This window comes from Paenibacillus phyllosphaerae, from assembly GCF_014192105.1.
Classification (GTDB): domain Bacteria; phylum Bacillota; class Bacilli; order Paenibacillales; family Paenibacillaceae; genus Paenibacillus_Z; species Paenibacillus_Z phyllosphaerae.
This window is the reverse complement of the sequence record NZ_JACHXK010000002.1, coordinates 692,450-705,421: the sequence shown is the minus strand read 5'-3', so window position 1 is coordinate 705,421 and position 12,972 is coordinate 692,450. Positions and strand designations below refer to the sequence as shown.

Here is a 12,972-nt window from a genome sequence, read left to right as displayed (position 1 = left end):
TGCCCTGGTGAGTCCTATTTAAACTCGGCGAGCAGCTTCTCGAACTGATCTTGCGACAATTGAATATCTTGGTTAGCCAGACCTTGCTCCTGGAAACCAGCGATAAGATTTTCGTACGATTTACGCTCTTTGTTCTGATAGATCAGACCTGTGAGCATACCGTTCGTTTCCATGATTTTGTTCATTGCCGCCATCCGGTTGGATGGATCATAGTCCGGGAACTCATTCAAGTTCACAATGTTCTCTTTAAACCAGTCATAGGTATTCACTTTGTTGAAGGTCACGCATGGGCTGAATACGTTGATAAGCGAGAAGCCCTTGTGATTCAGGCCTGCTTCGATCAATGCCGTCAGCTGCTTCAGATCGCTGGAGAACGACTGGGCGATGAATGTCGCGCCAGCGGACATTGCGATCTCGAGCGGAGAAAGAGTCGACTCGATTGAGCCTTCCGGCGTCGACTTCGTCTTGAAGCCTTCCGCGCTGCGCGGCGAAGTTTGGCCCTTGGTTAAACCGTAAATTTGATTATCCATGACAATATACGTAATGTCAAGGTTACGGCGGATCGCATGAACGGTATGTCCCATGCCGATCGCGAAGCCGTCGCCGTCCCCGCCGGATGCGATTACGGTCAACTCCCGGTTAGCCAACTTAACGCCTTGTGCAATCGGAAGCGCACGGCCGTGAATACCGTGAAGGCCGTAAGCATTAATGTAACCGGAAATCCGGCCGGAACAGCCGATACCGGAAATAACGGCAAGCTGTTCAGGTTCAAGCCCGACATTCGCTGCCGCCCGTTGGATCGCCGCTTGCACGGAGAAGTCGCCGCATCCTGGGCACCAGTTCGGCTTCACGTTATTACGAAATTCTTTGAATGTTGCCATCTTAGTTCAACTCCTTGCAAGCTTGGTGCACTTCGGAAGGCAGGAATGGATTGCCGTCGTATTTGAGCACGCTCTTGATTTTGTCCGCGCCGCCTGCATACAACTTCACTTGCGCTGCCAATTGCGCCGTCGCATTGTTCTCAAGAATAATAACCTTCTTCGCCTTGTTAAGTTCTGCTTTCACCAGCTCTGTCGGGAACGGATGAATCTGGCGGATCGTAATATGGTTCGACGATACTCCCTCTTCAGCCAAGCGGCTTCGGGCTTCATCGATCGTACCGCCCGTCGACCCCATGCCAATAATGAGCAGGTCGGCTGCGTCATGCGGCGAGTCGCTGCGAACAGCATCCCGAATTTGCAGACCGTTCAGCTTGTTCAGACGTTTATCCATCATACGCAGACGATTCCCGGCATTCTCGGACGGACGACCCGTCTCGTCATGTTCAACGCCCGTTACATGGTGCAGACCATGCTTGTCGCCTGGAATAACGCGCGGAGATACGCCGTCTTCCGTTAATTCATAACGTTTGAACAGTTGATGCGTCTCCAGCTCCGGCAGTTCGCTCTCGCGGACCAGTTTGCCGCGGTTGATCGTCACCGTGGACAGATCCAGCTCTTCACAGGACTGCTTGCCCAAGGAAAGCTGAAGGTCAGTCATCACGATAACCGGTACCTGGTATTGCTCAGAAAGGTTAAATGCTTCGATCATATCGTAGAAACAGTCCTCGATCGAGGCAGGTGCAATAACGATCTTCGGTATCTCGCCATGCGTCCCGTATACCATTGCGTTCAAGTCGGATTGTTCCTGCTTCGTCGGCAGGCCGGTCGAAGGACCGCCACGCTGCGTGTTGACGATGACAAGCGGCTGTTCGGTCATCCCTGCAAGGCCGATTGCTTCCATCATTAGCGACAGACCAGGACCTGCGGAAGCAGTCATCGTACGCACGCCCGCATAGTTAGCGCCAATGGCCATCGTTACGGCCGCAATCTCGTCTTCGGTTTGTACGACTGTACCGCCGAATTTAGGCAGCTTCTTGATCAAATACTCCATGATTTCCGAAGCCGGCGTAATCGGATAGGCCGACATCAAGCGGCAGCCTGCTGCGACCGAACCAAGACCAATCGCTTCGTTGCCGATCATGAATAGCTTCTGCTTGCCGTCCGCTTCGTCCAGCTTGAAAGCATCCAGCGGTCCGCCTGCTTGTTCGAGGACGAACTCCGCGCCGCGTTTAACCGCTTCGACGTTCTTCTCCACGATCGCCGGACCTTTGCGTCCGAACTCTTCTTCCACCGCTTTGTTGAATACTTCAATCGGCAGGCCGAGCAGCGCCCACGATGCGCCGGAAGCAACCATGTTCTTCATGAGCGATGTGCCGAGCTCTTCGGCTATCTTCGTAATCGGAACTGCGAATAACTGGGCATCTACGCCCTCTGGCAGTACCGGATTGAACTTCGCATCTGCAACGACAACGCCGCCTGAGCGAAGCTCATGCGAGTTGAGGTCGATACTTTCCTGATCGAATGCTACCAATATATCAAGATCATCGGAGATCGCACGAATCGGATGCGTGCTAATCCGGATTTTGTTGTTCGTATGGCCGCCTTTAATACGGGATGAGAAATGCCGATATCCGTACAAGTAGTATCCAAGACGGTTAAGAGCCGTCGAGAAGATTCGGTCGGTACTTTCTACGCCTTCCCCTTGTTGTCCCCCGATCTTCCAAGACAATTGACTAATCAAAATGAACATCTCCTCTTTAGACGAACGTGCAATGATAACGAGCATATAAGTATAACATGTGATTATTACGATTTAACATTAAGTAAATTCTATGACTGTAGGTGTTAAAATGCAAGGGAAAAACAGATATTTAAATATAACACTTTTAGATGAAACTTATATTCTTAAGTGATATAACCTACTGTATTTTACTGCCAGCAGGCAGCTGTTCGAGCAGATAATCGAGTGCATTTTGTGCCATGAAACCGCTCACTAGCGCCTCGTTATACCTTTGCAGCAACGCTTCCTGTAGGTTCTCCAATTCGCCCGGGTTTGACAAGCCCATAACGTGGGATTCGATTCCGTCGAAGTCCGATCCGAACATGATATGCTTCTCGCCGCCAAGCGTACAAATATGCTCCACGTGCAAGAGGATATCATCCACGCGAGCCGTCCTCCCTGCAATGACGAACTGGGGAACAAAGGTAACGCCGATTCTGCCATTCATTGCAATTAGGGCGCGAATTTGATCATCGGTCAAGTTGCGCGGATGATCGCAGATAGTTCTTGCATTCGAGTGCGAAGCAATGAGCGGCTTATTCGTAATGTCCACCATATCCCAGAACGCTTTGTCGCTCAAATGCGATACGTCAAGCAACATCCCCAGCCGGTTACATTCCGCCACGAACTCACGCCCTTTGCCCGTAAGCCCCCCTTGCCGATTCTCCAATACGCCGTCTGCTCCCCAGTTCGCCCTGTTCCATGTTAGCCCTACCGCCCGAACGCCAAGTTGATACAGAATCCGCAGCATGGATAACTCTCCTTGAAGGCCGTCAGCCCCTTCCAATGAAAGCAAGGCGCCGATTGAACCGCTTCCATTTAATTGGTTCACATCCTGGCGCGTCCGGATCCATTTCAAGGATGGTGAAGTCAGGATCTTACGTTGGAACAGATCGATGCTCTGCAGGATCGGCATCATCGATTTCTCCATTCGTTCAGGAATATATATGGCAAAGGTTTGCAGCACAGACCCGCCTTGCCGCAATTTTGGAAGCGTTACATCGAGCTCCGTTCTTTCTTCGTTCGTGAAGGAGCGACTCTCATCCTCAAGCAGCTTCATCAGTACATCGCAATGAAAATCAGCAGACCTTAACTTCAAACTCATGTCACCGCATCCTTTCGGCCGATAGCGTTGTGAAGCAAAGCATGCAAACAAAGCAAAAAACCTGTCTACATCGTAAACAGGTTCCAGATTACGTTCTCTTTATAGCAGCAGCACTATCTTGGCTCAACGATGAGCTTAATGGCAGTGCGGTCTTCTCCATCAATGACAATGTCCGTGAATGCAGGAATGCAGATCAGATCCACCCCGCTAGGAGCCACAAACCCGCGAGCGATGGCCACTGCTTTAATTGCTTGATTCAACGCACCAGCCCCGATCGCCTGCAATTCGGCCGCGCCGCGTTCACGAAGTACACCGGCCAGCGCCCCTGCTACAGAATTTGGATTAGACTTTGCTGAAACTTTTAAGACTTCCATGAAAGTACCTCCTCGGGAATGATGGATGAATACCACTATTTAGATAGTATTCGAGAGAGGTAATAAAATTCCTTCTTTCTGGTCGCCCCGTTAGCAAACTCTTCCGAATTGCGAGAATTTTCATATTTTCAAAACAAAATTCTACATCATCATTAAATCCGTCTCGGTCATCCGGATTTTTTGCGTTCGTTTGGCCTTGCCTGTCGACTCGTCGATCTCCACTAATACCGCATGAAAATGCCAATCGCCTTCATCGACGACGAAACGTACCGGCAACTGCGTCTGGAATTTATGGATGACTGCCGTACGCTCCATGCCGAGCACTCCGTCACGCGGGCCGCACATACCTACATCGGTAAGATATGCGGTACCTCCCGGCAAAATACGATCGTCATTCGTCTGCACATGCGTGTGCGTGCCGACTACGAGCGATGCACGGCCATCCAAATGCCAACCGAGAGCGATTTTCTCTGAAGTCGCTTCGGCATGAAAATCAACGAGGATGCAGGCTGTTTTCTCGCGCATCTGCTCGATCAGCTCATCCGCTGCACGGAACGGACAGTCGATCGGCGGCAAGAACGTCCGCCCCTGCAGATTAATGATGCCCAGTTCCTTGCCATTGGCTTTAATAATCGCTGCCCCGCGGCCTGGTGCGCCTTCCGGGAAATTCGCTGGCCGCACGAGCTTCGGCTCATCGTCGATCCACTCGAAAATATCTTTGTTGTCCCACGTGTGGTTCCCCATCGTAATTCCATGGACGCCGGCATCGAGGAGCTCTTTGACGATTGCAGCCGTTATGCCTCGGCCCGCAGCAGCATTCTCGCCATTGGCGATAATAATATGGGGGTTATATTTGGAACGAAGCGCCGGCAGCACCTTCTTCACCGCCGCCCTACCTACACTGCCCACAATATCCCCGATAAAAAGTACGTTCATCTTATGTAGCCCTCACTTTCATCGCTAGTATTCCCCAGAAAATCAGTAAAGTGGCTGCAGGGCAGCCACTTTACCAATTGGATTCTTATGGAATTACTTGGCGTATTCAACTGCACGGGTTTCCCGGATAACGGTAACCTTGATATGACCCGGATAATCGAGTTCGCTCTCGATTTTCTTCGTAATATCGCGTGCAAGGCGGAATGCCTCAGTATCGTCGATTTTGTCCGGCTGTACCATGACACGAACTTCACGGCCTGCTTGGATGGCGTAGGATTTCTCAACGCCTTCGAACGATTCGGTAATATCCTCGAGTTTCTCCAGTCGCTTGATGTATGTCTCAAGCGTCTCTCTTCTCGCGCCTGGACGTGCGGCAGATAAGGCATCTGCTGCGCCGACAAGCATTGCAATAACAGATGTTGCCTCGCAATCTCCGTGATGGGATGCGATACTGTTAATGACAACCGGATGTTCTTTATACTTCTTGGCAAGCTCGACGCCAATCTCAACGTGCGAACCTTCTACCTCGTGATCGAGTGCTTTACCGATGTCATGCATAAGGCCGGCACGTTTCGCAAGCGTAACGTCTTCGCCGAGCTCTGCTGCCATAAGACCGGTCAAGTAAGCGACCTCCATGGAATGCTTCAGTACGTTCTGGCCATAGCTTGTCCGGTACTTAAGCCGGCCCAAAATCTTGATCAGATCTGGATGCAAGCCATGTACGCCCACTTCGAAAGTTGCTTGTTCACCATATTCACGGATGCGCTCATCAACCTCACGGCGTGACTTCTCAACCATCTCTTCAATACGCGCCGGATGGATCCGCCCGTCTGCGACGAGTTTCTCCAGCGAGGTGCGAGCGATTTCACGGCGAATCGGGTCAAAGCCTGACAAGATGACCGCTTCCGGCGTATCGTCGATGATAAGATCGATACCGGTCAACGTTTCCAAGGCGCGAATATTGCGGCCTTCGCGTCCGATGATGCGGCCTTTCATTTCCTCGTTCGGCAGAGCAACAACGGAAACCGTCGTCTCTGCAACGTGATCCGCCGCACAGCGTTGGATAGCAAGGGATATAATATCGCGTGCCTTTTTGTCCGCTTCCTCTTTGGCCTGCTGTTCGATTTCCTTGATCATCTGTGCCGTCTCGTGCCTTACCTCTTGCTCGACACTTTGCAGAATGATCTGTTTGGCTTCGTCCATAGTCAGGTTAGAGATGCGCTCCAGCTCGCTTACCTGCTGCTTGTAGAGCGAATCGATCGTCTCCTGTGTTTCCTCGATCCGTTTCTCTTTGTTGGCCACTTGTTCTTCTTTGCGTTCCAGCGCTTCTATTTTCTTATCCAACGACTCTTCCTTCTGGACCAGCCGTCGCTCTTGACGCTGTACCTCATTACGACGTTCGCGAATGTCTCTCTCGGCCTCAGTACGGAGCTTGTGGACTTCGTCCTTCGCTTCGAGGACCGTTTCTTTCTTCAGCGCTTCTGCTTCTTTGCGTGCGCTGTCAACAATTTGACTAGCGGCATGCTCAGCGCTTTGAATCTTGGCCTCGGCGATGGACTTCCGAATATAATAGCCTAGCCCAAAGAAAATCAAGCCAACAAGGAGGGTGATCGGGAGCCAGATATACCACATCTTTCTCACCTCCTCGTTGCACTCACCAAGTCAAACGCTTGGGTCGTTATTTGGTTTTCATTGTGTTACGTTTCTGGCCGGTGTTCAACCCGCATTCACAATCATGATTTTTGACGAAAATGATCGTTTCGAATCAATCTTTGGAAGGAAAATTGATTCATGATAAAGGAATACATCTTTCATTTTATCTTTTGTGAAAATCAGTTGTCAAGCATCTGCCATTCATCGTCATCTTCCGGCTGACTTATAACCTGAGTGACAGCTGCTTTCACTACATGTCCCGGAAATCCTCTTCGAAGAAGAAAGGTCATCAGCTTATGCTTCCGCTCGCGAGGCTCGCCTTTCAGATAGGGCCACTTCTTCCCGCCTGCCCGGATGGCCATTGCGAGCTCCTCATCGTCGTCCAGGCGATCGATTGCGTTTCTTGCCGTGTCCTTCTCGATCCCTCTCATTCTCAGCTCTTGCTGCAGCAAGCGTCTTCCCTTGAGCTGATTGCGCAGTCGTTCTGCCGCGAAGCGGTTGGCATAATCCGTATCATCAATAAGCCGTTCCCGGCTGAGCCGCGCAATCGCCTGTTCAATGGACTGTTCGTCGATCCCCTTGCGGGTCAAGTATTGGGAAAGTTCCTTATGCGTCCGGGGCTTAATCCCGATATAAGCGATTCCGAGCGTATAAGCCTTATGCTTCGTATTCTCTTCTACGATTTCTTTCAGTTCTTCCGGGTGAATCTCTCTCCCCTTCAGCAGCCGGTATTTGATCATAATGTCTTCGTGGACGGACATAAAGGGCTCGTCCTGCTCGCCATTCACAAACAGATGATACCGATACTTTTCTCTGCGCACCTGCTCAATGGACGTGATCTGGACGAGTCCTGTGTGCGCTGTAGGCTCTTCTGCCGCATTCAACGTCTTATTACCCCTCCCGAATTCAAAAGCAGACCAGAAACGCCCTGCAGGCGTTCTGGTCTGCTATGAAAAATGAACTTATTATTACATATCGAATTCTGGCTCGTCCTCATCATCATCCTGGCTGAAGTTGCCTGCATTAAGCGCAGCCGCATTTGCAAGATTGCTCGCTTCACGGATCTGATTCTCGATCGTTCCGGAAATTTCCTTATGATCCTTCAAGAATTGCTTCGCATTCTCGCGGCCTTGACCCAGACGCTCGCCATTGTAAGAGAACCATGCCCCGCTCTTCTGGACAATGTCCATCTCAACGCCGATGTCGATGATGCTGCCTTCTTTGGAGATGCCTTCGCCGTACATAATATCGACTTCCGCTTGTTTGAACGGAGGCGCTACTTTGTTCTTCACGACTTTTATCCGAGTACGGTTACCGACCATGTCGTTACCTTGCTTGATTGTCTCTACGCGGCGTACGTCAAGACGAACGCTGGAGTAGAACTTAAGCGCACGGCCGCCAGGTGTTGTCTCCGGGTTACCGAACATAACGCCAACCTTCTCGCGAAGCTGGTTGATGAAGATGGCAATCGTCTTCGACTTGCTGATTGCACCGGAAAGTTTACGCAAAGCTTGGGACATCAGACGAGCCTGGAGACCTACGTGGGAATCGCCCATCTCGCCTTCAATCTCAGCCTTCGGAACCAACGCCGCAACCGAGTCGATGACGATAATGTCGACCGCGCCGCTGCGTACGAGCGCCTCTGCAATCTCCAATGCTTGCTCGCCTGTATCTGGCTGGGACAGCAGCAACTCGTCGATATTAACGCCAAGCTTGCTTGCATAAAGCGGATCAAGCGCATGCTCCGCATCGATGAATGCAGCTTGTCCGCCAGAACGTTGCACTTCCGCGATCGCATGGAGTGCAACTGTAGTCTTACCGGAAGATTCCGGACCGTAGATTTCAATAATACGACCTCTTGGGAAACCGCCAATTCCAAGAGCAATATCTAATGCTAGGGATCCGCTAGAAACCGTTTCAACCGTCATGTTAGCAGATTCACCAAGCTTCATAATTGAGCCTTTACCAAACTGTTTCTCGATTTGACGCAAAGCCATCTCGAGCGCTGCGCGACGATCTGACAACGCATTCACACCCTTTTCGATTGATAATGTAATGATACCTTGTTTCGTTCGCGTTGACAAGAGTTTTTACGAACATATATTCTTATTTTTTCTGCCAGCTCGTAAATGGACAAAAAAAGAACCGCAGCAAAGTAATCTTCGCCACGGTTCTTCCGTCAACTAATGTCGATTATAATCGAATACGCCAAGCTTGACAAGCTATTCTTTCGATTCCAAGACCTACGTTGCTAGGCTTCGACTCCTGCAAGCACCTGCCATAGCCGATAGAGCGCTGCCTTGGCCGCCCTCACCCGGATAATGTTACGATTGCCGCTGAGATGAGCGGTATGCACGATCGTCTGTTTGCCGCGCTGCGCGATCCCGAAGTATACGAGTCCCACCGGTTTGCCTTCCGACTCTGCCGGCCCCGCCACACCGGTCAGGGAAACGCCAAAATCGCTACCGGTCAGTTCCATTACCCGCTCCGCCATTAGCTTAGCTGTGGACTCGCTGATAGCCCCTGGGGCTCCGGGTCCTTCAAGCTGGGCTAGCGGAATGCCAAGCAGCTTATGCTTCATCATGTTCGTATAGGTAACGACACCGCCTACAAACTCTCCGCTGCTGCCTGGGATGTTCGTGATCAGCTCCGCAAACAATCCGCCAGTCAAGCTCTCGCTGCTGGCAAGCTTGAATCTGGCGCCTCGCAGAAGACGAACGACGGCGTCCTCCAGCGGAATATCCTCCCGCGCGAAAATATGCTTGCCGACGCGCGCATTAATCTGGGCCTCTGTCACATCCAGACGCTCTGCTGCCTCAAGCTCCGACACCGCTTTGGTCGAAATCCGAATCGCGACCTCGCCTTCCTTCGCATAAGGCGCAATCGTCGGATCCGTCTGCTGCTCAATGAGATCGATCAGCGCCTCTTCGAGCGAAGACTCTCCAATCCCGGCGAATTTCAGCGTTCGGGAGAACAGCCTGCGATCCTCTCCCGCGATTGAGCGCAGCCATGCCTTGGCCGGTCCATCGAACATCGGTCTCATCTCACGGGGAGGACCCGGCAGGAGCAAATAATGGATGCCATCTACCGTTAGTCCATTCCCGACGGCCAGTCCCGCTGTATTCTCCAACGGTTCGCTGCCTTCGATCATATTCGCTTGCCTTCTATTGCTCTCTACCATATGAAGTCCGCGTGAAGCAAATAACTGTTCGATCTTGGCCATCGACGGTTCGTGCAAACTGAGCGGGCGGCCTAGCAGCGCGGCCAGCGCATCCTTCGTCAGGTCATCTTGCGTTGGGCCAAGCCCGCCGGTGAACACAATCAGTTCAGCACGCGTACGCGCCAGCTCGATCGCCTGACGGATTCGTCCTTCATTGTCGCCTACAACGGTCTGAAAATAAACGTCGATGCCAAGTTCAGCCAAGCCTTGCGAGATATAGGCCGCATTCGTATTAACGGTTTGTCCAAGCAGCAATTCGGTCCCTACCGCGATAATTTCAGCACGCATACGTCAGTCACAGCTCCAATCCTAATATGATGAAAGCACCACCTCTTTCGCCTGCGCGCCAAAGGTGATGCTTTGTCCGTGATGTCCTATTCCGTTAGCGGAATCAGATTCTTATTCTTAATGAAATAATCGATGCCCGAATATACCGTTATAAGTGCCGCAGCCCAGCTGGAAATCAGGTCAAATCGGAAATCGATAAACGTAAACGGGAAATTGTTCAGCAGCAGTGCAATGATCATCGTGATTTGAACGGCTGTCTTCCACTTTCCCCAGGCAGAGGCGGCCAGAACCGATCCTTCCAGCAAGGCAATTTGGCGCAATCCCGTAACGGCGAATTCGCGGCTAATGATGACGATGGCAATCCAGGCATCAACCTTATCCATCTCCACCAAGGAAATCAGTACCGCGGCAACAAGCAGTTTGTCGGCCAGCGGATCCAACAACTTCCCTAAATTCGTGACAATCTTGTTCTTCCTTGCTATGTACCCGTCCAGACCATCTGTGCTTGCCGCCACAATAAAAATGAGCGCAGCTAGAATCTGATTCCATGTAATCGAGAAGTCCTCAAAAGTAAGAGGTTCCAGATCGACATTGATCAGAAGCAAAAACATAATGATCGGCACCAAAAAAATACGGGCTAGTGTTATTCTGTTAGCTAAATTCACGACCTAGACGCCCTCCCCGGACATATCGAATTCATAAGCATGCGTAATTCGCACCTTTTGAAGTTCGCCGATTGCTGCGCTGCAGTTCGAGATAAACACTTCGCCATCAATTTCAGGCGCATCATATTCCGATCGCCCTATATATACGTCGCTTCGTCCATCATATCGCTCAACAAGCACATTCACTTCGCGTCCCACATATTTTCCGCTGTTCATCTTCGAAACCTCTCGTTGTATCTCCATTAGCGTATTGGCACGCCATTCCTTCACTTCATCAGGGACATGATCCGGCAGACGGACAGCCGGCGTATCCTCTTCAGCTGAATAAGTGAATACCCCTAAACGGTCAAACTGAATCTCCCGTATAAACTCGCACAGCTGATTAAAGTCATCATCCGTCACGCCAGGGGAACCGACGATCATCGATGTGCGCAGAGCAACGTCCGGGATACGGGAACGGATCTTCGCCACAAGCTCCCTGACATCACGCTGATGGCCAGGGCGGCGCATCCTTTTGAGAATTCGGTCTTCGCTATGCTGCAGGGTCATATCGATATAATTGCACACTTTCGGATTCGAGGCAATCACATCTATCAGTTCATCGGTAAAGAAACCGGGATATTCATAATGAAGCCGTACCCAATCGATCCCTTCCACCTCGCTGACGCGGTTCAGCAACTCAGGCAGCATGAACTTATCGTACAGATCCGTCCCATAGTTGGTCGAATCCTGAGCGATCAGACTTATCTCCCTCACGCCTTGCGAGGCTAGATTAGACGCCTCGGCCACGGCCGATTCGATCGAACGGCTTCGGAAGGCACCGCGCATGATCGGAATCGAACAGAAGGTGCATGCATTATCGCAGCCCTCCGCAATCTTCAGACAGGCGGTATGACGAGGCGTAGACGTCATGCGCGGGAGCTGCTGATCATAATCAAAAGCAGGATTCCCCACTTTCACGGGCCGTTTGCCGCGAAGCGCCTCGTCAGCAATATCATTGATGTGGTGAAAATCGCCGGTACCAACGATTCCGTCGAGCTCCGGCATCTCTTCCATGAGCTGCTTCTTATATCGCTGCGTCAAACAACCGGATACGATGAGCGCTTTCAATCGTCCGGTGTCCTTCAAGTCGGTCATCTCGAGAATCGTATTGACCGATTCTTCCTTAGCCGCATCGATAAACCCGCATGTATTGACAATGATCACTGTCGCGTCGTCCGCCTGATCGACAAGGCGGTATCCACGTTCATGGATGAGACCGGACATGATCTCAGAGTCAACCAGGTTCTTCTCGCACCCAAGCGTTACAACCTTAACTCGTTCCGTCATGGACCCCATATCCCTTTCCGAAAAAGCTATCGTTTCAAGTATAATACAAGGTATTGGCAGTGTCAAAAATAGCAAAAAGTCCCGATTTCCTGACATGCAGGAAGCGCGGGACTTTGGCTTGAGGCAACCAGTTTATTTAAAGTTGGTAAATTGAAGATCGATTGCCAGATCAGCTCCGCGAAGCAGTTGCATAACGGCTTGCAGATCATCTTTGCTCTTGCCGGTTACACGGAGTTGATCGCCTTGAACCTGGCTTTTCACCTTCAGCTTCGAATCGCGGATGAGCACGTTGATCTTCTTGGATACATCTTGCTCAATCCCGCTCTTAAGGCGGATCTTCTGGCGAACCGTCTGACCGGAAGCCGGCTCGATCTTGCCGTACTCCAGATTCTTGATCGGCACGCCGCGTTTGATCATCTTCGACTGCAGGATGTCGAGGACAATACCGAGTTTATAATCATCGTCAGACGCGACGATCAGGTTGTCCTTCTCTAAGGAAATGCTGCTCTTGGTGCCTTTAAGATCGAAACGCGTATCGATTTCGCGTTCCGCTTGCGTAATGGCATTGCTCAGCTCCTGCATGTCCACTTTCGAAACAATATCAAATGAACTTTCCGAACTCACTTGTCCAACTCCTCTATAACAATCTCACGTCACGTATTATACCTGATTCGAGAACACAAGAAAAGGCACCCACCCTTGCCAGCCACTGGGTGAGTGCCTTATATTGCCGCTCGTAGG

At 51.1% G+C, this 12,972-nt stretch carries 12 protein-coding genes; all 12 read right to left on the bottom strand.

All coding sequences use genetic code 11. The annotated features are described in order from the left end of the window. Positions 1-14: 14 nt before the first annotated feature. Positions 15-881, bottom strand: coding sequence for a 2-oxoacid:ferredoxin oxidoreductase subunit beta (locus FHS18_RS07490; protein ID WP_183598541.1), 867 nt, complete (start codon positions 879-881; stop codon positions 15-17). 1 nt (position 882) lies between these two features. Then, entirely contained in the window at positions 883-2,622 is a 1,740-nt protein-coding gene (locus FHS18_RS07485; RefSeq protein WP_183598540.1) for a 2-oxoacid:acceptor oxidoreductase subunit alpha, read from the bottom strand. A 178-nt stretch (positions 2,623-2,800) separates the two neighbouring features. Then, a complete protein-coding gene (locus FHS18_RS07480) occupies positions 2,801-3,766 on the bottom strand; it encodes a dipeptidase (RefSeq protein WP_183598538.1) in 966 nt (321 codons plus the stop codon). 113 nt (positions 3,767-3,879) lie between these two features. Next, positions 3,880-4,140 carry a stage V sporulation protein S gene (locus FHS18_RS07475; protein ID WP_006286829.1) on the bottom strand — a complete coding sequence of 87 codons (261 nt, stop codon included), beginning with the start codon at positions 4,138-4,140 and terminating at the stop codon, positions 3,880-3,882. A 141-nt stretch (positions 4,141-4,281) separates the two neighbouring features. Beyond that, positions 4,282-5,076, bottom strand: a complete 795-nt coding sequence (locus tag FHS18_RS07470; protein ID WP_183598536.1) for a TIGR00282 family metallophosphoesterase — start codon at positions 5,074-5,076, stop codon at positions 4,282-4,284. A 93-nt stretch (positions 5,077-5,169) separates the two neighbouring features. Beyond that, a complete protein-coding gene (rny, locus tag FHS18_RS07465; RefSeq protein ID WP_183598534.1) occupies positions 5,170-6,708 on the bottom strand; it encodes a ribonuclease Y in 1,539 nt (512 codons plus the stop codon). A gap of 200 nt (positions 6,709-6,908) precedes the next feature. Continuing rightward, entirely contained in the window at positions 6,909-7,613 is a 705-nt protein-coding gene (locus tag FHS18_RS07460) for a RecX family transcriptional regulator (RefSeq protein ID WP_183598532.1), read from the bottom strand. An 84-nt stretch (positions 7,614-7,697) separates the two neighbouring features. Next, the gene (gene recA, locus FHS18_RS07455; RefSeq protein ID WP_183598530.1) at positions 7,698-8,753 is read right to left on the bottom strand and encodes a recombinase RecA; all 1,056 of its coding nucleotides are present in this window, start codon (positions 8,751-8,753) and stop codon (positions 7,698-7,700) included. A gap of 227 nt (positions 8,754-8,980) precedes the next feature. Beyond that, positions 8,981-10,237, bottom strand: coding sequence for a competence/damage-inducible protein A (locus tag FHS18_RS07450; RefSeq protein ID WP_183598528.1), 1,257 nt, complete (start codon positions 10,235-10,237; stop codon positions 8,981-8,983). 86 nt (positions 10,238-10,323) lie between these two features. Then, complete coding sequence (gene pgsA / locus FHS18_RS07445) at positions 10,324-10,902, bottom strand: CDP-diacylglycerol--glycerol-3-phosphate 3-phosphatidyltransferase (protein ID WP_183598526.1); 579 nt, start codon at positions 10,900-10,902, stop codon at positions 10,324-10,326. 3 nt (positions 10,903-10,905) lie between these two features. Further along, positions 10,906-12,231: a 30S ribosomal protein S12 methylthiotransferase RimO gene (rimO, locus tag FHS18_RS07440; protein WP_183598524.1), complete on the bottom strand. Its 1,326-nt coding sequence runs from the start codon at positions 12,229-12,231 to the stop codon at positions 10,906-10,908. A gap of 132 nt (positions 12,232-12,363) precedes the next feature. After that, positions 12,364-12,855 carry a YajQ family cyclic di-GMP-binding protein gene (locus tag FHS18_RS07435; RefSeq protein ID WP_183598522.1) on the bottom strand — a complete coding sequence of 164 codons (492 nt, stop codon included), beginning with the start codon at positions 12,853-12,855 and terminating at the stop codon, positions 12,364-12,366. Positions 12,856-12,972: the final 117 nt, after the last annotated feature.